The following is a 19,995-nucleotide window of genomic DNA, read 5'->3' as shown; positions in this document are numbered from 1 at the left end:
CGCCTCTTTGCACACTTGCATAACGGTCGTACGTCAAGTGGTTAACGTACACGCTGGGACCGCAGCGCACGAAGCCATCACCCCAGTACGTCAACATCGTCCTTGCAGTGCTTGTTCCTGTTTCGCTTCGCCGACTGTAGACGCATGGTCGAAGGCGTGGTACGTCATTTTGTGCACCTGAGTACGTCGAGGCGGAAGCGACGTACGTTTCTCAGGACACGTACGCGCACGCTAGAGTGCGCGGGTGCAGACTGAAGCGGCGAGCAAAGCTGCGGGGCGGGCTGTCTCGCGAGCGTCTAATGGCTTTGAGTACACCTTCCCCGCGATCCGCGGGGTGCAGGCGGGGCGGGAGTTTTATGCGTCGATGTGCCCGCTGCGGCTCATCCCGAAGATCTTCCTCTTCGACGAAGATGATCTCCCCGCCGAACTGAGAGCCCAGCGCGTCCTGAACAAGGGACGCCTGCCGGCGCTCGCCCGCTACATCCTGGACAACCCCGAGGACTATGTCTTCAGCGCCCTGACCGCCTCCGTGGACGGAGACATGGTCTTCGATAGCCAGGGAGCCGAAGGAGTCGCGCACCGTACCGGGCAGCTGCGCATCCCAATGGACGCACGCTTCCTCATCAACGACGGGCAGCACCGCCGCGCCGCCATCGAGCTGGCATTGAAGGAAAACCCCGACCTGGGGGACGAGACCATCGCCGTGGTCTTCTTCCACGACACGGGACTCGCGCGCTCTCAGCAGATGTTCGCCGACCTCAACCGGCACGCCGTCCGTCCGGCGCGCTCGATCGGCGTCCTGTACGACCACCGGGATGTCAACGCACAGATCACCCGGACCCTCACCGAATGCTCGGCCATCTTCAAGGGCTTTGTGGAGATGGAAAAAAGCACCCTGTCCGCCCGCTCTCGCAAGCTGTTCACCCTCAGCGCCTTGTACTTCGGCAACCAATCCCTGCTCCAAGGCCTCGAGCTGAAGCAGGACGAGGCGACTGGGCTGGCGCAATCGTTCTGGGAGGCCATGGACGCCGCGCTGCCCGAATGGGCGATGGTGCGTGACAAGCGGCTGTCCGCGCAAGAGATGCGCCGAGACTTCATTCACAGTCACGGCATCGCCCTGCATGCGCTGGGCCGTATCGGCAACTCGCTGCTGCGAGAGTCCATCAAGGTGACTGTGTGGAAGAAGCGTCTGGTTCCGTTGAAGCACGTGGACTGGAGCCGGGCCAACGCCGACTGGGAGGGGCGCGCCATCGTCGGCGGCCGCGTCTCCAAAAGCCACCAAAACGTGACACTTACCGTTAATTACCTGCGTAAGCATCTGGGCCTGGAGCTGAGCCCGGAAGAACAACGCGTGGAAGACGCATACCTGCGAGGCGAGGCATGACCACCATCCCCCTCAACCTCGGGCTCACCCCCGTACGCCGCAAGCCCTTCAACGGGCGTTCGCTGGACGAGGTCGTCACCGAGCTCACTGAGGAGATCCGCGAGCTCTATACCGCCGACCAGGTGCCCTGGGTCATCGGCTACAGCGGAGGCAAGGACTCCACCGCCGTCCTGCAGTTGGTGTGGATGGCACTCGCAGACCTGCCCGCCGAGCAGCGCACCAAGGCCGTGCACGTCATCTCCACTGACACCCTGGTGGAGAACCCAGTTGTCGCTGCCTGGGTCTCTGCCTCCCTGGGCACCATGCAGGAGGCGGCACAGGCACAGAGCCTGCCGATCGAACCACACCGCCTCACGCCGGAGATAAAGGACACCTTCTGGGTGAACCTCATCGGGCGCGGCTATCCTGCCCCGCGCCCGAAGTTTCGCTGGTGCACCGAGCGACTGAAGATCAAGCCGTCGAACAGCTTCATCCGCAGCGTGGTCGCTGCCCACGGCGAAGCGATCATGGTGCTGGGCATTCGCAAGTCAGAAAGCCAAGCCCGCGCCCGCGCCATGGAAAAGCACGAGAAGCGACGCGTGCGCGATCGCCTCTCACCCAACGCCAACCTGCCCAACTCCCTCGTTTACAGCCCTGTTGAGGACTGGACCAACGACGATGTGTGGGAGTTCCTGATGCAGAAGCCCAACCCCTGGGGCTACAACAATCAGGACCTGCTCACCATGTACCAGGGCGCCTCCGGGGACGGCGAATGCCCCCTCGTTGTCGACTCCACCACCCCCTCCTGTGGCTCCAGCCGCTTCGGCTGCTGGACCTGCACCCTCGTCGAGCAGGACAAGTCCATGTCCGCCATGATCCAGAACGACGAGGAGAAGGAGTGGATGCTCCCCCTGCTGGATCTGCGCAACAAGCTTGATGCACCCTTCGGCCACTATCAGGAGGGCGACCCCGATCTCCCACCCGGCCGCAAGGCACCCTTCCCACGCCCGGACAAGCCGGCCCGTGACTTCCGCCGGATGAACGGCAAGGTGATGCTGTTCAACGATGGCGCCATCCACGGCCCCTATCTGCAGTCCTACCGCGAAGAGTGGCTCAAGGAGCTGCTTCAGGCGCAAACATGGATCCGTGCCCACGCTCCCGAGCACGTGCAGAACATTGAACTCATTACGCTCGACGAACTCCATGAGATCCGCCGGATCTGGGTGTTCGACAAGCATGAGGTCGAGGACAGCCTGCCGCAGATTTACCAGGACGCCACCGGTGAGCGGTTCCCGGGCGGCCCCCTGGATGAGCAGCTTGTCATGGGCTCCGACGAGATGGATGTCCTCAAGCAGGTCTGCGACGGCGACGACCTGCACTACAACATGGTCCGCGAACTTCTCGCCGTCGAGCGGAAGTACCGCACCATGGCTCGCCGGTCCGGCCTCTTCCAGGCCCTTGAGCAAGCCGTGCAGAAGGGCTACTACGACAACCACGAAGACGCCGTTGAATTCGCTACGCGCAAGAAAAAGTGGCGTGACGACATCGCCGAGAACCTGACCTTCGACGACGAAAACGAACTCGATGCTCCTGCGTAAGATCACCCTCGAAGAATTCGGGGCCTACCGCGGCAAGCAGTCTCTCGACCTCACCCCCAAGAAGAACAAGCCGATTATCCTGATCGGCGGGTTGAACGGGTGCGGCAAGACGACCCTGCTCGACGCCATCCAGCTGGCGCTCTACGGCAACCGCGCCCGCTGCAGCGGCCGCGGCACCAAGGCTTACGACGCCTACCTGCGCGAAAGCATCAACCGCAAGGCCGACCCCAGCCGCGGCTCTGCCATCACTCTCGAGTTCACCGTCATGACCAGCGGGCACGAGCACTACTACCGCGTCGTCCGCAGCTGGCACATCAGCGGAAAAACCCTCAAAGAATTCCTCAACGTCTACGTCGACGACACATATGGCGCACGCGCAAAGACGCAGCGCGACGTCACGCCCGAGGGCAAGTTCAATCGGCTGTTGAGCGAGGGCTGGGCTGACCACGTCGAGTCCCTCCTCCCCTTGGAGATCGCTTCCCTGGCCTTCTTCGACGGTGAAAAAATCGAATCACTGGCCGACCCCGAACGGGCCGCCTCCGTCATCGAGTCCGCCGTCCACTCCCTCCTGGGCGTGAGCACCGTCCAGCAGCTGCGCAACGACCTGCTGGCCTTGCAGCGTCGCCAGAAGCTGTCCGACGAAGAACAGCATCTGCTGGACAACATTCGGGCCCAGGAAGCCGAACGCGAGGCCGTGGTCTCCCAGTACGACATCGCCCATCAGGAACTCGCCCACTCCCGCACCGAGCTCGGTAAGGCGCAGCGCAAGCTGGACAGTCTGGAGAAGGCGTTCGCCGACGAGGGCGGTGACCTGTTCACTAGGCGCATCGAGCTGGAGAACGACAAGAAGCAGACCGCCGCCCGGCTGGCCCAGGTGCGCGGCGAGCTGATTCAGCTCGCCGCGGGCCCGCTGCCCCTGCTGATGGCTCAGCCGCTCCTGCAGGACGTGCGCAGGCAGGCCGAAAAGGAGCAGGAAGCCCAGCAATCGGCACAGGTTCTGCAGGTACTCGAAGCGCGCGACCAGTGGTTGCTGGATCTGGTGCCCGACACCGTCCGCGCCGATGTGCTTAAGCAACTGGACGCCGACCGCGCCGAGCGTGCCGACAAGACGCAACTGCCGGTGGACCTACGCTTGCCGCACGACGCACTGGCCCAGCTCACCGTCTTGAATGAACTCCTCCAGCGGGACCAGGAGCGCTCACAGCAGCTACTGCACAGCGCCGCAGAACTGACAGAACAACTCGACCAACTGGACCGGCAGCTCGCCGGCGTCCCCGCCCAGGACAAAGTCGAAGCCCTACAGGCGGCCCGGGACGAGCAGATCGTGGAAGTCGCCCGCAGCCAAGCCGCGTGCGACCGCGCCACGGCCAAGCTGGAGGACCTCAAGCGACGCCGCGAGCACGTCACCACCTTGCTCGAACGAGCCCACAAGGAGTTCGTCCGCACCAAGGTCAAAGCGGAAGAGGTCGAGCGGATCATCAAATACTCTGAAAAGGCCCGCGACACTCTCGAACGCTTCGGCTCCGCCCTCCTCAAGCGGCACATCAGCCGACTCGAAGTGGCCGTCCTGCAAAGCTTCAAGGTCCTCATGCGCAAGCAAGGACTCGTGCACGACCTGCGCATCGACACCGACAAGTTCACCCTCACCCTCGCCGACGCCGACGGCGAGCCCATCGACTCCGCGCGCCTGAGCGCCGGCGAGCGCCAGCTCCTGGCCGTCTCCCTGCTGTGGGGCCTGATGCGGGTCGCCGGCAACCGCCTGCCCAGCGTTATCGACACCCCGCTGGGCCGCCTCGACAGCCGTCATCGCGAGCACCTCGTCGACCGCTACTTCCCCAACGCCAGCGACCAGGTCCTCCTGCTGTCCACTGACGAGGAGATCGACGAGTACCTGCTGGGCCGCTTGCAGAAGTCCGTCGCCCAGACCTACACCCTCGTCCACGACGACACCGAGTTCACCACCGCTGTCGTCGAAGGCTACTGGTGGAACGCAGGAGCACAGCATGCCGGTTGACAACGTCCGCCTGTCCCAGCCAGCTAAGGACCGGCTGATCTACCTTAAGCGCACCACGGGCATCACCCAGTGGAACGTACTGTGCCGCTGGGCGTTGTTGCTGTCCCTCAAAGACCCCTCGACTCCGCTGGTCAAGGACATCGTCACCGACTCCAACGTGGAGATGACCTGGAAGACCTTCGCCGGCCAGCACGGTGATGTCTATCTGGCCCTGCTCAAGCAGCGCTGCGCGGCGGTTGGGCAGGAAGTATCCGATGAGAACGTCGCTCGCATGCTGACCGTGCACCTGCACCGCGGCATCGGATATCTGGGCGCGGACAAGCAAATGGCCACCATCGAAGGGCTAGTTGGCGCCGTCGTCACCTTCTGACGCGACCCTACTGATCCCCCAGGCAGGCCCCCTGGGGGATCGGTGTATCTGAGTCCCGTGGAGGACCAGAGGGGTGCCTTGTAGGGCTAGCTAGCCCTACGGGTGAGCCGGTCCCGGACAGTTTCGCCTGGGGTACCAGACGGTTGGCCGGTGCTCCTATCTCGCGCCTACAAGTCATCATGACTCGTCCACTATGTCGCTTTCGCCGCGTGTGGTCGCAGGTCATGCCCTTCCAAGCAAGTCATCCCCTGCGCTGGTCCTGACTTGGCCGCGTGTGCTTGCAAAGGTGTGACCGCCAAGTTGATCTCGGTGCCGTCAACTCCCTGCGGAGGGCGGCCCACGTGCGAGCCTCATGGCTACACAGTAGGAATCCTATTGAGCCGGGCTGGGCGGCTGGCACCCTGAACGTCTGGTGACCGACGACCGCCATCTTGCAGTGTGCCCTGACTGGGATGGAGGCTGCTGGTGTTGTCCCGGTGGCGATGGGTGTTGTTTGGGCCGCGTGGGGACGCCAGGCAGGCTGGTTCACAGACCAGTACTGAAGGGCAACCTTCCGCAGTGTCTGCGTGTCACAGTGATCGCTGCGCTATTTTTTTCACACACGACTGGCGCAAACCCGTGGACGCGGCTGTGTGTCCGGGGGAGAGGATCGAGGTATCACTCGCCAGGGTGTTGGTGACGTGGCGACAGGCTGAGAACAATGGTGGGTTCAGGGATCGTGGGGAGTGAGGCGAGAACGTGGAGTATGAGCAGGCGGTCGTCGACGTGGACGCGGCTCCTGCCGGCACGATGCGCGTGGCGACGGCACGGGCATGGGCTCGGATCCTCGTGGGCGTCGACTCCCCCAACGACCTAGGCACGTTGTTGGGGCGCTCGACGGCCGCAGGCGACGAGGTTGACGTCCGTTGCCATACCCAGCGAGCACGAAACCTGCTACGCAAGAATCATCTTAGGCGCCTCGATCAGTTGCTCGGGATCACCATCGCTGATTTGCGTAATATACGACAGTGTGGCAGAGAGAGCGCCGTAGATATCTTGACCGCTTTGTTGCTAACACTAGTTGGCGATTCAGGCATGCAGCCTCAAAGACCCGACGTTCCGTTGCCGGGGATAGACGCTCATCTGGATTCTCCCAAGCGTCAGAGGTATGACGGCGACGGCAGAGAACGCGATCCTGTGAAGGATCCTTTGCTTGACCTCCTGAAAGGCGCGTGATGACCGACGACTTGCCCTCTTGGGAACCGAGGTGGAAGCGCCGGTACAACTCGCCGCCAGATGACCTAATCAAAGATTTCTATGTCCCTGCCTTCGCCCGGTCGCGAAATTACGATCGAGCCGTTGGGTTTTTCTCCGCGGGCATTCTGGCGGCAATTGCGCCCTCTCTTGACAGGTTCGTTCTCAACGGCGGCATGATGCGGCTCATTACGTCTCCGGCCCACCTAAGCGACGATGAGCTGGCGGCAATGGGTAAGGGCGAGGCACTCAAGAACTACCTCAAGGAGGGGCTCCGACGCGCCATCTTGCAGCCGATTCCCAGCCCTGTGCTAGCTGACCGGCTGAAGCTGCTGACATGGATGGTCGCCTCTGGTCGGCTGGATGTCCGTATTGCACTGCGAGAGCATACGCACAGTTACGCACTGTTCCATGAGAAGATCGGAGTCTTCTCTGACCAGGCCGGTAACTGGATGACGTTCACCGGCAGTCCGAATGAAACCATCGGTGGGGCTAGGCTTCATTCGGAGTCGTTTCCGCTGCATCGTAGTTGGGTGAACGAGGAGCAGCGCGCGTATGCCCGCGAAGAACGAGACCGGTTCGAGCAGCTATGGGGCGAGCGCGTTGATGGCGTAGCTTTGTGGCGGGTAAACGACTGGATTGAACATCCTATGCGGTCCAACTTCGGCATCCGCGAGCCGTCTGCAGGGCGGACAATAACCGAAACTGACCAACCAGTCTCATCGATCGCCCCTTCTTTGGAAGGCGTGTCGCTTGTCCCGTCGCTACCTGACGACCTTACACTGCACGAGTTTCAACAAGGTGCGGTAAACGACTGGCTTCGGGCTGGTGGACGCGGCACTTTCGCTATGGCAACAGGCACTGGTAAGACCATCACCGCCCTGACGGCCGCGACGCAAGCCTCCGTATCCTCCTCCAACGCCAACAAGCCACTGCTTGTGCTGGTGATCGTGCCACTGATCGATCTAGTGGACCAATGGCGTCAGGAGGCCGAGCGGTTCGGCTTTCGTCCCGCTGTCTGTCACGGCACCCTCACCAGCAGACAGCGGGAGCATCTGAAATCTGTATTCTCAGCTGCCCGATCAAGTCAAGGACGCCGAGCTGAGATGGTAATCACCACGGCGGGCAGCCTCACGCCGCGTGGGAAGGACGTCGCTGATGACGAACATTTTCTGCAGCGGCAATTGGCCCGTCATCGTGGCCGGATCATGGTCATCGGGGATGAGATGCACTCTCTGGGCACACCAGCGCGCCTAAATGCGCTTCCCTCAAATCCCACGTTTACCCTGGGGCTCTCTGCGACGCCCAAGCGGCACGGCGACGACGAGGGTACGCAGGCTCTCCTAAGCTACTTCGGCGATCCTGTGGTTTCGATCAGTATCAAGCAGGCGATCTATCAGTACAACGCACTCGTACCTTATGACTACTTGCCGTATCGGATCGAGCTGACCGAGGACGAGGCCAAGCGCTATCGGCAGATTTCGCAACGGATCGCAGCTGCGTTCGCCAAGGGGGATGAGCTAGCGGCAGAGGCTCAAATTCGAGCGCGCACCAGGCTAACTCAGCACGCTACTGGAAAGCACGACCGACTTCGTCAGCTGATGGCGAGCGGCTTGAAAGACCAGACGCACCAGATTATCTATGTTGCCGAAGGGAAGAATCCCGAGACTGACTTCCCTGCGCTCAAAAAGACCGAGAAGATGCTCAGCGAGGAATTCGGGATGCGGATCGAGTGCTATTACGGTGAGACAGACAGGAGTCGTCGTGAGGTCCTTCAGGAGCGCCTGGCCAGTGGGGACATTCAGGCCCTATTGGCTATGAAATGCCTAGACGAGGGAGTTGACATCCCATCCGCGCGTATTGGTGTCATCACCGCGTCAACCCAGAACCCTCGGCAATTCGTGCAGCGTCGTGGGCGACTTTTGCGGCGTGACCCGAATAACCCGAAGTCGCACGCTGTTATCTATGACTTCATCGTAATGCCGCCTCGACCTGCCGGCGAGCCATCTGATTCAGAGAAGCGCCTCATTGCGGGGGAGTTGTCTCGGGCCGCTGAACTTGCCGAGGCGGCACGAAACCGCGAGGCGCTTCTGACAATCATCGAGTGGGCATACGAGTACGGTCTACGTCCCGTTGATCAGCCCTGGATGAGTATGACTGAGGACGACGAAATGGAGGAATGGGCCTGATGAACCCATTTGAAGAGCAAATGCAGAAGATGGCGAGCGAGTTGAGTCCTGAGGCTAAGGAGGTGGTCAATTACGTTGTTACTGCGGAACATAGGCGAAGGTTCTCTGATGACCGTAGTGACCTACCCGACGAATTTGCTAACCGTGCTCTTCAGATGGCGAAGGCTAAGGAGGGCCGTAAGTGAAGTTCGTGACCTTGGTAATGCGTAATTGGCGGTCCTTCCACGGCGACCACCGAGTTGAGTTCTCTATCGACCCGCGTAAGCCTGTAACTCTAATTCTAGGGCCTAATGGCGCTGGCAAGACAGCCCTTCTCAATGCGTTCACCTGGGCTCTGTACGGTGAGTTCACTGATGGGTTCGCGCGTCCAAGCCAATTGGTAAACGTCGACGCTGTAGAGATGGATCCATCTGCCGAGACCTGGGTAGAACTTACTCTGGTCCACGAAAAAGATGAGTTCCGTATCCGCAGGGTAACCGATGCGCACAGGCAGTCCGCTGGCCAATATGACCTAACAGTTACCAAAAACGGTGAGCGTGCGGTTGAAGACGACATTTATCGAATTCTCCCTAAAGCGCTCAAAGACCTGTTCTTCTTTCCTGCCGAGACGTTCAGTACTGCGAACGTATTGGAGGGGAGCAGGCCTGGCGAGGGATCCTCTCTAAACATCGGCCAGGCGATCAGATCTCTGCTGGCTGGCGACATCTACGACCGGGCGATCGAGGATCTGCGTAAGGCGATAGAGAGTGAGGCACTCAAACCGCCTAAAAACTATAGTGACAACACCGTCGAGGAAGCTCGGCGGAGGTACGCGCAGGCTCAGGAGGAGCTCAATTCTGCTGAGGAGCGTCGTGATGCCCTTCCAGGGCTGCTAGCGGATGCCAGGGACAAAGCGAGTAAAGCGAAAAAGGACGCTGAGAGGTACAACCCGGAGGAGATCAAAAAATGGGAGCGTGAGTACGAACAGCGAACGGGGCGCGTGCGGCAAGCGGAATCCGCAACCCAACGAGCGTACGATCTTTACCTCGACCTGGCCCGCAAGGCGCATCTCCATTTTTCTCAGAGCGCAGTGTACTCCGCGATCTCGCAGCTTGACCTAGCTGAAAAGGCTGGCTTGATGCCTCCGCGTATTCACGAGTCGGTGCTCGACAAGACGTTGAACGACTGCCGCTGCACGCTGTGTGGCGAGCCACTCTCGAAGGAAGCGAACGAGCGCATCAAGAGGCTGCGTGCGCACGTCGGCGACGCGCGGATTGCTGTCCGCGGCATGGAGACTCGCTCTCTGCTTGTGCGGCATGCCACCCAGAAAGACATGGCGGTCGCGAACCTTCGCGACGAGATTGCCTCTCTCGCGTCAGATCTTGGAGTCGCCGGCCCACAGCAGGGTGCCGACATGAGAATGCTCCAGGCAGTGCTGCGGACGTGCCTCGATATGGCTGAGCGGCTGCTTGGCAACGCGACACGTGAACTCATGGAATTCACCGAAGCCCAGGATGTGGAACGCCCTCCAGCAGGCCAGAGCCCTGTTGAGATCGCCATGGTGAGGCAGAAGAGCGTAGATATACTCGCTGCCGAGTCCAAGGGCATTGAAGCCGAAATCGAGACGCTAGCATCCAAAGTCGGAGAGTTGCTGTCGGACTACACTAAGAAGTCCTCGAAATCTGAGGGGCACAAGCGCAAGACAGCCGCCATTGAGATCCTTCGTGAGGTCAAAAAGTTCTTCGATACAGCCCGTAAGGGTCTGAACAAATTTGGTCGAGAAGATTTCGAGAAGGCAATCAATGTGACCTACTCGGATCTGATTGCCAAGCCGTATCAAATCCACGTCGGCGAGGATTTCGGTATTACGGTGCGTTTTCCAGGAAAAGATGAGGAGATTCCGCTTTCTCAGTCGGAGAAGGTGTTGGTCTTGATTGCTTTCCTGGGTGCCATCGCAAGGCTGGCTCCGATTTACGAAGAGATCGCCCGGAATCGGCAACAACTCAAGCGGACGGGGAGCGTCGATACATCGCGAAGTCATGGCTTCCCAGTCGTCCTCGACTCGCCGACAAGTCCATTGGATGATGAGTACGAGGCCGACGTGGTGAATGCGCTGCCCAGGTTGCTGCCTCAAGTCGTCGTGTTGGTTTCAGCGAAATCCGTTGCTGTATGGGAAGGGATCGCTGGTAGCGTGGGAAGCGCCAACATTATGGAATTGACTTCGCGTAGCTCCAGCAACCGAACAGTCCGATGGAACGGAAAGGACCACACCTACAGCGCTCAAGACGAAGGTGTGGCACATGCTAGAACACGGATGACCAGTATCAGTTGAAGGACGAGATATGGCGAACGTCAACATCTATCCGGATCATAGGGATATCCTCGATTCGCTTGTCACGTCGGGCAAAGCTAAATCCGCCGCGGCAGGTACTAAGACTGGCCCATTCAAGGAGATGCGGGACGCGTACGTATTCGCTGCAACGCTGGCGATGGCGCTAAATCAGCCTACGGCCGCGGAGGAAATGCCGACCTCTAAGAGAGGGGTGCTTCCTATCCAGGATCGAGTGTTTTTCGGTGCAGATGGCGCTACCGAGATCACCGCTGCGGTGGTTCTGACAAGCGCCGCTCCTGACCAAACCATCGATGATTCTCTGAGATCACAAATGGATTTGCTGGCCAGTGAGAACATGGCGGAACAGCTGGCACTGCTCGATCGCTACGCGTACGCAGGGTTCGACTGGCTGCGAAAGCACTCGCAGGACGAAAGCAGCATTCGCGACCTTGTCATGACGGCTATCGACACAGTCGAGTGTGCAGAGAGAGAAGTTGGAGATGGCTCACAGGTCCAAGATCCACTACTGGGTCTGCTTAATATGATTATCGATTGATTGGTCGGCGCGAGCCCTCAAGGTAGTGGTGTGATGGTGTGTTACTGAGCTTGAACTCGGGTTGTCGTAGGTGTGAGGGATAGCCCGGTTCCGGCGAGGCATCCGTCGATCAGGTCGGGGCGGTGCTGGATCCCTCTCAGGCCGCGACGGATGGTCTGGATCAGGTGCTCGGGTGTGGTGAAGGCGGTGTTGGACAGCCAGCCGCGCCGCAGCAGGGACCAGATGCCCTCGACGGGCTTGAGGTCGGGTGCGTAGGGCGGCAACTGGTAGACGGTGAGCCAGTCCCGTCCGGCGATGAACTGCCGCATTCCGGCGGTGAGGTGGACGTTGAGGTTGTCCCAGATGAGGACGATCGGGCCGCCGAGCTGTTGGTGGGCGGCGATGAGCAGGTCGCGGTAGTCGGTCCAGGCGAAGCTCTTGCGCCCGTCGCGTCGGCCGTCGTCGCGGCGGGGCCGGTAGATCAGCCGGGAGCGTTCGCCCGGTTTGTAGCAGGTCAGGGCCGCGATCGAGGTGCGGCGGCGGGATCGGCCGCGGACCCGGATGACGGGCGTGCGGCCACGACGGGCCCAGGTGCGGGCGGTGGGCGGCGTCATCGAAAAGCCGGACTCATCTTCGAAGACGATCCAGGCGTCGAGCGCCGCCGCGAGGCTTCCACCTGCGGCCAGGTCTCCTTCACCCAGCCGGTGACCTTGTTCTCGTCACGTTCGACGGCCCGTCTGGCCGGCACCTGGCAGGAGAAGCCGTGCCGGATCAGCAGCTTGCGCACCCCTTGCAGGGTGTAGCTCTTGTGGAAGCGCCGCCCGATCACGGTCTTGATCCTCGACAGCGTCCACCGCTGGTCCGGCCAGCCGTGCGCCATCGGCCCCTTGGCCAGCTCCGCTTCCAACACGGCGAACTGTGCCTCGCTCAGCCGTGGAAGCGAGGCCGAGCCGGCCGAGCGCAGGGCCCGCGGTCCGCCCCTGGACCACGTCCGCCGCCACCGCTGGACCGAGCGCACACTGACCCGTAACTCCTTGGCAATCGCCGAGCTCGGCTCGCCCAAGGCGAACTGCTCTGCGGCCCTCATCCGGATGCCTTCGCGGAACTGCCTGCGCTCATCGCTCAGGCCACCACCCTGCGCGTACCTCATGAAGACGGCGTACCGCGAGGATCAAGCTCTGTCAGCACCTACGACAACCCGAGTTCAACCGCAGTAGTGGGATAGGGAAGCGGCGAAGCGTGTTCCGTGTCGACTGGCTATCGTGCGGGTCTGGTGGTGGGATCGCTAAGTCGGAACCAACGCCTCCCTACTCCGTAGAAGCGCGAGGTCAGGAAAACCCCCTTCTGTAGCGTGAGCATCAGTCGAACCAAGCGTTGCGTGGCTGAAGTCCTGGCGTACTTTTGCAGAGCCCGCTGCACCCAACAGCCTCTCGTCAACTGCGGCGGGCCCGGCCTGGAGAGGCGTCTGCGCCTAAGCCGACGAAAGCCAGCCACGACAGCGGGTAGGCCGGCCGATCACGCGCGCGTGTGTCTCGCTGCACCTCCACTGGCCTCAACCAGGTAACAGGTTCTGTGGCCTTGAGCTGAGTCAGGGCGGCTGCTTGATGGCTGAGGGGTGCCAGGGCTGCGAGCACGGGAGCCCACAGCGCGCTGGTGCGATGTCGTGCCAGCGCAATGACGGCCTGGACGTGTTCGGAGTCCTCGTCACGCTTCTGAGATACAACACTTGATTGGGATCGCCGCGGATGATGGTGATACGCGCGGACAGAGACTTGGCGCGGGAGGCGGTCGTATCGCTTGAGGCGGTGCAGCTCTTTGTGCGGCGACCGGAGTCGTCTGGGAGGGACCAGTCCGGCTGCTGACGCGCGGTGGCCTGCGCAAGTTTCAGATCTGCTGGTCCTCGCACTTGGGCCAGCAGAACTGGGTAGCCAGATCGGCGGCAACCTGTGCGGCGCCGTCCCCCTTCTCTCACAGCCGGTGGCTGATCGCTTTGCGCGGCACGGGCGCCGGCCGGGCTGGAGCGGGGCGGAGACAGGAGCGCAGGCCCGGCCGGGGGCCGGGCCGCGCGCGGTGAGCGGAGCGAGCCGCCTTGAACCCGTAAAGAAGGTTGTTACTCAGTCTGACGCCGGGGGCTATGTGGCTTGAAGTTGTGTGCACATGAGGGAAGTTGCTTGGCCTGACGGTGTGCCATCGGCAGGAAGAGCGCCGGTCGGACAGCCCATGTGATGCGTGTGCTGACGTGGGTGATGGACGCCGTCCAGGGCCCCCGGCGTAACAGGGCCCGTCTCGTGTCGATACGGTCGTCGTGCAGCCGCGTCCACGCCTCTTGGGAAGCAGCCGTGTCGAGGGCCGGTGAGATGGTGCGCAGGATCGTCGCCACCCAGTTGTTCGCCTCGACCGCCGAGTACGCATCGAACGAGCCGAAGAGCGCCGGCGGCTGCCGCCCGTCCAATTTCTCCGTCCAGCACTCGCACCAGAAACCGGGACTGGTCGTGACCCTCAGCACGGGCGGCCTCCCCGGTGACCGTCTGCGCGGAGCTCCGCGGTGATGGTGCGGCCGGAGTCGTCGCCCTGGACCGTGACGCTGTCGGCGAGGGCGGCGACCATGCCGAGTCCGCGGCCGTGGGTGGCGTTGAGGGGCGGGTGCTGAACCTCGGGGGTGGTCTTGCTGTGTCCGGCGTCGGTTACCGCGATCGTGGTGGTCAGCTCGGAGACGGTGAGTGTGACGTGGAAAGAGCCGGCGCCGTCACCGCTGGCGGTGTGAGTGAGTGCGTTGGTGCCGAGCTCCGTGAGGATCAGTGCGGCGTCGTCCGAGCGCGGATGACCGTTCAAGGTGGCGTGGATCCAGTGTCGGGCGGTGCGGAGTGCTCGGGGGTCTCCCGGGAAGGTTCGTCGGTGCGTTGGCATGGCGTCCTCCATGGCGGTGACCTGCTGTTTTCTGCGTCCTCCGGGCGGACCGGCTGACACGGACCATGAAGAGCCGTACAATTAGTACTAACACCGTACCGAATGTGAGCGTACCGGGAGTGCGGGTTCGTACTTTTCGTGCGGGCGGGTGGCGCATAGCGTTCGCCGCGTGGTCTGGTGCTGACCTGGATGCCGATAGAGGGAGGACTCTGCATGTTCGGGCTGTTTGTGCGCTTCACCTGCAAGGACGACGTGGCAGCGGCTGCGTTCGACGACTTGGTGGCGCGCACCGGTGAGCAGATCCGGGCGAACGAACCCGGAACGGTGATCTACACAGTGCACCGCGTTGACGGCCGTCCGCTGGAGCGCGTGTTCTACGAGCTCTACCGGAACAAGGGCGCCTTCGAGGAGCACGAGTCGAAGGACTACGTGCGTGCCTTCCTCGCAGCGCGGGAGCAGTACCTGTCCGCCGTCGAGGTGGATCGCTTGGACTTCGTGTCCGGCAAGGGTGTGGACGTTGAGCACTGAGTACCAGAAGTCGCTCGGCCGCAAGATCGCCTTCAATCGGAAGCGCCGGGGACTGTCGCAGAAGGAGTTCGCCGGCCTTTTGGGGCGCTCGGAAGCGTGGGTGTCCCAGGTTGAGCGGGGCGTGCGGCGTATCGACCGGATGACCGTGCTGGAAAAGGTCGCCGATGTCCTTGAGGTGCCGGTCGCCGAGTTGGCGGCCGAGGCTCCCCTCGTCGCATCGGTGACCGATGGGGAGCCTCCGGGCGCGAGTCGCTTGCGAATGGTGCTGAGTGCCGCGCATTCGCTCAAGGCGGTTCTCAGCCGGCAGGACACGTCCCCTGACGTGCCGGCGTTGCGTGCCGAGGTGGACCGGGCTTGGTCACTCACACATCAGGGCAACTATGCCGACCTGGCTGAGCTGCTGGAAGAGCTGGTTCCTCGACTGGAGTCGGCCACCCGGTCCGTTCCCGACTCGGACCGCCCTGAACTGTTCCGGCTGCTGGCGGTCATGTATCACACGTGCAGCGGCGCCCTGGCGAACATGGGTGAGCCGGAAGCGGCGTGGATCGCCGTGGACCGTGCCGTGGTCGCCGCCGAGCGAGCGAACGATCCGCTGCTGATGGCGGCCGGCGAATTCCGGCTGTCACTGGTCTTCCTCGGCGCGCGGCACTTCGAGCAGGCGGCCCAGGTGTCCGGTAGTGCGGCTGACGCGTTGGGGCCTCTGTCCGAGTCCGGGCAGATCGAGGCGGTCGCGCTGCGTGGTGCGCTGACGCTGCAACGGGCGGTGGCCGCGGCTCGGTTGAACCTTGCCGATGAGGCATACGGGTATCTCCGTGAGGCCCGCGAGATGGGTGAACGGGTAGGCGACGGGCGGAACGACTACAACACCGAGTTCGGTCCGACCAACGTCGCCTTGCACGAGGTGGCCGTCGCGGTCGACCTCGGAGACGCCGGAGTCGCCATGCGCGCTGCCCAGACTGTTGACGCCTCCGGACTGTCGGCCGAACGGCAGACCCGTTTCCAGATCGACGTGGCCAGGGCATACGCCCAGCGACGGCAGGTCGGGGACGCCGTCACGGCACTGCTGTCGGCCCGTGAGCTGTCACCGGAACTGGTGCGGGCCCTGCCGCTGGTGAAGCAGCTCACCGCGGACTTGCTGACGATGAGCCAGCCGCCCTCTGAGGAGCTGCGCACCCTCGCAGGAGAGTTGGGCGTACACGAAGTACGGACTGGTACCTGAAGTACTAGACAGTACTTGGAGTGCGAGTTACTGTGGTTGTCGTCCGAACACCCCTTCGCGTCCAGCGGAGTTGGTGACGCGGGCATGCGAACGGGCCGGAGCAGGAAGGCAGACCTGCGCCGGCGCGTGAGCGAAAGAGGCCACAGAAAGAGATGTGGCCTGAGCGGGAGGCAGCCCACTCAGGCCGGGTGCGTCGTTGGCATCAACGCTCTTGGAGCGTATCGCGCCCAGTCGGTATGCGGTCAACCTCCCGTTGCGTAGTCATTCATCACTCAATGCGCCGGCATGCGTGCATGCGGTGCAGCGCAAGGGAGATCAGATCTGTGCGTGTAATCCGTGTGGAGACCTCGGCAGCCACCATCCTGCTGACCGAAGCTCCGGAACCGAAGGTCCGGGACCGGCAGACGGGCGAGATCGCGAAGGACGCCATCAGCGGCGAAGCCCTGATGACGATCGGCGTCGTTTACCTCGAGGACGGTGAGTCCTCCCTCATCAAGGTCACCGTTCCGGAAAGCGGCGTCACCGAGGGCTTGGCGCTGGGCGCCCCGGTTTCGCTGGTGGGCCTGGTGGCTCGCCCCTGGGAGAGCGTGTTCAACGGCCAGCAGCGGCACGGCATCGCCTTCCGTGCTGCCGCGGTCACGCCAGCCGAGTTCCCGGCGCCCGTGGGAACCTCCGCCTGATGTCGGACTGGACGACGCTGCTGGAGGTAGGTGGTCCCCTCGCCGCGCTCGGTGGCGGGGCTGCCTACACCCGGGCCCGTCACCCGGGCGTCTACTGGTCCACGGTCGGCCTGCCGATATCGACGGCCCGAATCCTGGGCTCGTACGGCTCCGTCATGGAGTCGTGCGGCCTGACGGTGCAGCCTTCCCGGCTGCGTGCGCTCGCCGTCAAGACGACGACTCGGCGTGAAGTCCGGCCAGTTCCCCCGCGCCGGGGCATCATCCGGCCCACTTCGACCGGGCTGCGGCTGAGGCTGCGACTGGCTCCCGGCCAGGAACCGGCGGACGTCGCCGCCTCGGCGGAGCGGCTGCGGCACGCCTGGGGCGTCCATGCCGTGTACGTGAAGGACGTCAAGCCGGGTGTGGTCGAACTGCGGCTCGTCGGCTTCGACGTGCTGCGCGATGTGCGGATGCCCAGGAAGGCGGGCGGCGGACTGCTCAAGGTGCCGGTGGCGCTGAGGGAGGACGCGACGGCCTTCGTACGGGACTACCACGCTGTGCCGCATCAACTCACCCTCGGCGCGACGCTGTCGGGTAAATCCATGTACCTGCGGCACCTGGTGACCGGACTGGCACGGCAACCGGTCGCACTGGTCGGGATCGACTGCAAGCGGGGCGTGGAGTTGGCGCCGTTCGCTCCGCGTCTGTCGGCTCTCGCCACCGATCCACGGCAGGCGGCCGAATTGCTGCCCGTCCTCGTACGCGAGATGGAAGACCGGTACGACCTGATCAAGGCTCGTCAGGGCATCGCCCCCGGCACAACAGACGAGGAGATCACGTCCGACATCTGGGGCCTGCCGGAACACCAACGACCTGTACCGGTCGTCTTGTTCGTCGACGAGGTGGCCGAACTCTTCCTCGTCGCCACGAAGAAGGACGAGGAACGGCGGGACGAGATGGTGACCCACCTCATCCGGCTGGCCCAGCTCGGCCGGGCGGCCGGCATCTACGTGGAGGTGTGCGGGCAGCGCTTCGGCGCCGAGCTGGGCAAGGGCGCGACCATGCTCCGTGCCCAGCTGACCGGCCGTGTCTGCCACCGGGTGAACGATGAGGCCTCCGCGAAGATGGCCCTCGGCGACGTCGCCCCGGAAGCGGTTGACGCAGCCTGCTCCATCGCCCCGGAATTGCCCGGCCTCGCGGTGGCAGGTGACACGTCTGGCGGCTGGTCCCGCATCCGCACGCCGTTCCTGTCTCTCGCCCGCGCGGCTGAGGTCTGCCGCGAGTCGGCTCACATGGTCCCCGACCTGTCCGCGCTCGAACCGTTCCGACCCGCGGTGCCGGCCCGGCCGACCGACGTTCCAGCCTCGCCCCTGAGCCCGGTACCGGTTACCGAGTAGGCCACTCACTACCCCCTACGGCCGGTACGTCCGCCTCGTGCCGAGTCCCTACTCCGGCACGCCTGAAAACGAGGGAGCCACCATGTCCCGCCCGTCTATTTCCGAAGTCAACGCGTTCCTCAGCGATCTGAAAGACCACCGAACGTTCGGAGTCGGCAGCTACGTCGAGCTGATGAGCCGTAAGGCCGAACTGCTGGAACGCATCGCCGCCGACCGGCCCGGTGACATTGAAGCGGCCGAAGTCGCCTCCGCTGCTCGCGCGCGAGCCGACGAACTCACGCCCACCGATTGACCCCACCCACGGAAGGGACGCAACTGTGCGCGCCCACTTGGCCCGCGTCGACGCGGTGTTCGTTCAGGCGGTCATCGCTGCCGCACTGTCCTTCGCCCACCTGCACGACCTGGCCGCAGCCGCCGGACAGGACGGCTGGAAGGCGTGGGCCTACCCGGTCTCCGTGGACCTGCTGTTGGTGGCGGCCTGGCGGCGACTGCGCTCCGGCGGATCGAAGGCGGCCGGGTGGTGCTGGTTCCTCGTCGCGCTGACCGCGTCGCTCGGCGCCAACGTCGCCACAGCCGGTCTGCTCGACATGGATGCCGTACCCGCCTGGCTGCGCATCCTCGTCGCCGGATGGCCCGCCGTCGCCTTCCTCGGCGGCACCCTCCTCGCCCACACCACACACGAGACGGCCGCGGACCCCGCGCCGGCAACCCCGGAACCGACCACAGCGGCTCCGGAACCCGAACAACGACCGGCCGTCGCCTCTCCTCGCCCACTGGTCCCGGCCGCGCTCGTCGCACACGCCCGCAAGGTCGCCGACGAACACCGCACCCGGACCGGATCGGCCATCGACATCTCGACCCTCCGCGCTCGGCTCGGCGTCCCCGCACCACTGGCCGAAGCCGTCGCCGCACAGCTCTGAGAGGAGCATCCATGCCCGCCAACCCGCGTTTCCGCCGGGTCGTCCGCATCGGACCCGTCCAGGTCGGCACGTATTACGACGGCCGGGGCCGCGAGAAGCACGCCGCCGTGTGCACGGCTCCGCGCTGCGGCTTCTCCGCCGACTACGACAGCCGCGCCGCTGCCGAGCTGGCCGCCCGCACCCACCGCTGCCACGTCCGCTGATGCGCTGATCCGCTGAGGAGGCTCCGTGACCGTCTCGCTCCCGCTCGTCTTCGTCCTGGGCGTCGTCGCCTGGGCCGCGATCAAGTTCCTCGGTGTGCGCCTCTGGGTCGCCGTCGTGATCGCCCTGTTTGGCTTCTGGCTCTCCCACACCTTCCTCGCCCCCGCCATCGAGACCGGCACCCGCACCGGCGTCGACGTCGTCGACGGCACCGACAAATGACCAGGAGGTACGCCGTGCTGTTCCGCCCCCAGCTCCCCGACACCCCACACCCGCCCACCACCCTCACCGGGCAGCAACAGGTGCAGGCGCCGCTGCCCTCCGCCGGCCGCCCGCTCACCCCCTACGTGGGTGCGGTCGCCGCGGTGGTCGTCGTCGGCATCGTTCTCACCGCGCTCCTGGCCGCCGTCGCCGTCACGGCTGTGTCCGTGGCCGTCGCCGCCGTGGTCCTGCGCTCGCTCGTCACCGGCGCCCCCAGGCGCTGACCGGCCGCCGGGGCGGCAACAAGCCGCCAAGCATCCCGCCGCCCCGGGGCCGTCCCTTCCCGACCG

Annotated in this window: 19 protein-coding genes and 1 pseudogene; 17 read left to right on the top strand and 3 right to left on the bottom strand. The window is 63.7% G+C overall.

Features of this window, described 5'->3' with window-relative positions:
- The first annotated feature begins 244 nt into the window (after window positions 1-244).
- The 8 genes from dndB to ACZ3KJ_RS12930 all read left to right on the top strand — a co-directional run bounded on the left by dndB (window position 245) and on the right by ACZ3KJ_RS12930 (window position 11,634).
- Window positions 245-1,384 carry a DNA sulfur modification protein DndB gene (gene dndB, locus ACZ3KJ_RS12965; protein WP_467526562.1) on the top strand — a complete coding sequence of 380 codons (1,140 nt, stop codon included), beginning with the start codon at window positions 245-247 and terminating at the stop codon, window positions 1,382-1,384.
- Window positions 1,381-2,961, top strand: a complete 1,581-nt coding sequence (gene dndC / locus ACZ3KJ_RS12960) for a DNA phosphorothioation system sulfurtransferase DndC (RefSeq protein ID WP_467526561.1) — start codon at window positions 1,381-1,383, stop codon at window positions 2,959-2,961. The genes dndB and dndC overlap by 4 nt, the downstream gene beginning before the upstream one ends.
- Window positions 2,948-4,975 carry a DNA sulfur modification protein DndD gene (dndD, locus tag ACZ3KJ_RS12955; RefSeq protein WP_467526560.1) on the top strand — a complete coding sequence of 676 codons (2,028 nt, stop codon included), beginning with the start codon at window positions 2,948-2,950 and terminating at the stop codon, window positions 4,973-4,975. Before dndC ends, dndD begins: the two co-directional genes overlap by 14 nt.
- The gene (gene dndE / locus ACZ3KJ_RS12950) at window positions 4,965-5,345 is read left to right on the top strand and encodes a DNA sulfur modification protein DndE (RefSeq protein WP_467526559.1); all 381 of its coding nucleotides are present in this window, start codon (window positions 4,965-4,967) and stop codon (window positions 5,343-5,345) included. Before dndD ends, dndE begins: the two co-directional genes overlap by 11 nt.
- 738 nt (window positions 5,346-6,083) lie before the next feature.
- Complete coding sequence (locus ACZ3KJ_RS12945; protein ID WP_467526558.1) at window positions 6,084-6,560, top strand: hypothetical protein; 477 nt, start codon at window positions 6,084-6,086, stop codon at window positions 6,558-6,560.
- A complete protein-coding gene (locus ACZ3KJ_RS12940) occupies window positions 6,560-8,767 on the top strand; it encodes a helicase-related protein (protein WP_467526557.1) in 2,208 nt (735 codons plus the stop codon). Before ACZ3KJ_RS12945 ends, ACZ3KJ_RS12940 begins: the two co-directional genes overlap by 1 nt.
- Window positions 8,768-8,948: 181 nt before the next feature.
- A complete protein-coding gene (locus ACZ3KJ_RS12935; RefSeq protein WP_467526556.1) occupies window positions 8,949-11,078 on the top strand; it encodes an AAA family ATPase in 2,130 nt (709 codons plus the stop codon).
- A 10-nt stretch (window positions 11,079-11,088) separates the two neighbouring features.
- Entirely contained in the window at window positions 11,089-11,634 is a 546-nt protein-coding gene (locus ACZ3KJ_RS12930) for a hypothetical protein (protein WP_467526555.1), read from the top strand.
- A gap of 41 nt (window positions 11,635-11,675) precedes the next feature.
- On the opposite strand, the gene ACZ3KJ_RS12925 is transcribed toward ACZ3KJ_RS12930, so the two are convergent.
- From ACZ3KJ_RS12925 to ACZ3KJ_RS12915, 3 genes and pseudogenes are all read right to left on the bottom strand, one after another.
- Window positions 11,676-12,763 (bottom strand): IS630 family transposase gene (locus ACZ3KJ_RS12925; RefSeq protein WP_467526554.1). Its coding sequence is split into 2 segments (ribosomal slippage): window positions 11,676-12,302 and window positions 12,305-12,763, totalling 1,086 coding nucleotides; the frame shifts between segments, so codons are not numbered across the junction.
- Between the two features lie 487 nt (window positions 12,764-13,250).
- Window positions 13,251-13,490 (bottom strand): annotated as a pseudogene (locus ACZ3KJ_RS12920) (IS110 family transposase); the annotation flags it as partial.
- 622 nt (window positions 13,491-14,112) lie between these two features.
- Window positions 14,113-14,520: an ATP-binding protein gene (locus tag ACZ3KJ_RS12915; protein WP_467526553.1), complete on the bottom strand. Its 408-nt coding sequence runs from the start codon at window positions 14,518-14,520 to the stop codon at window positions 14,113-14,115.
- A gap of 213 nt (window positions 14,521-14,733) precedes the next feature.
- Between ACZ3KJ_RS12915 and ACZ3KJ_RS12910 the strand changes: the two genes are divergently transcribed.
- From ACZ3KJ_RS12910 to ACZ3KJ_RS12870, 9 genes are all read left to right on the top strand, one after another.
- Window positions 14,734-15,048, top strand: a complete 315-nt coding sequence (locus ACZ3KJ_RS12910) for a putative quinol monooxygenase (protein WP_467526552.1) — start codon at window positions 14,734-14,736, stop codon at window positions 15,046-15,048.
- On the top strand, window positions 15,029-16,267 hold the full coding sequence (locus ACZ3KJ_RS12905; RefSeq protein WP_467526551.1) for a helix-turn-helix domain-containing protein: 1,239 nt from the start codon (window positions 15,029-15,031) through the stop codon (window positions 16,265-16,267). Before ACZ3KJ_RS12910 ends, ACZ3KJ_RS12905 begins: the two co-directional genes overlap by 20 nt.
- A 323-nt stretch (window positions 16,268-16,590) precedes the next feature.
- Complete coding sequence (locus tag ACZ3KJ_RS12900) at window positions 16,591-16,947, top strand: SCO3933 family regulatory protein (RefSeq protein WP_467526550.1); 357 nt, start codon at window positions 16,591-16,593, stop codon at window positions 16,945-16,947.
- Window positions 16,947-18,323 (top strand): FtsK/SpoIIIE domain-containing protein, encoded by a 1,377-nt coding sequence (locus ACZ3KJ_RS12895; protein WP_467526549.1) that lies wholly within the window; start codon window positions 16,947-16,949, stop codon window positions 18,321-18,323. Before ACZ3KJ_RS12900 ends, ACZ3KJ_RS12895 begins: the two co-directional genes overlap by 1 nt.
- Before the next feature lie 82 nt (window positions 18,324-18,405).
- Window positions 18,406-18,615, top strand: coding sequence for a hypothetical protein (locus ACZ3KJ_RS12890; RefSeq protein WP_467526548.1), 210 nt, complete (start codon window positions 18,406-18,408; stop codon window positions 18,613-18,615).
- Between the two features lie 25 nt (window positions 18,616-18,640).
- The gene (locus ACZ3KJ_RS12885; RefSeq protein WP_467526547.1) at window positions 18,641-19,243 is read left to right on the top strand and encodes a DUF2637 domain-containing protein; all 603 of its coding nucleotides are present in this window, start codon (window positions 18,641-18,643) and stop codon (window positions 19,241-19,243) included.
- A gap of 11 nt (window positions 19,244-19,254) precedes the next feature.
- A complete protein-coding gene (locus ACZ3KJ_RS12880) occupies window positions 19,255-19,446 on the top strand; it encodes a mobile element transfer protein (protein WP_467526546.1) in 192 nt (63 codons plus the stop codon).
- A 25-nt stretch (window positions 19,447-19,471) separates the two neighbouring features.
- Window positions 19,472-19,666 (top strand): hypothetical protein, encoded by a 195-nt coding sequence (locus ACZ3KJ_RS12875; RefSeq protein ID WP_130438825.1) that lies wholly within the window; start codon window positions 19,472-19,474, stop codon window positions 19,664-19,666.
- Between the two features lie 17 nt (window positions 19,667-19,683).
- Window positions 19,684-19,929, top strand: coding sequence for a SpdD protein (locus ACZ3KJ_RS12870; RefSeq protein ID WP_467526824.1), 246 nt, complete (start codon window positions 19,684-19,686; stop codon window positions 19,927-19,929).
- Window positions 19,930-19,995 lie beyond the last annotated feature (66 nt).

This window comes from Streptomyces sp. NPDC003248, from assembly GCF_055563235.1.
The sequence above is the reverse complement of the archived record's forward strand: the minus strand, read 5'-3'. Positions and strand labels throughout refer to the sequence as shown.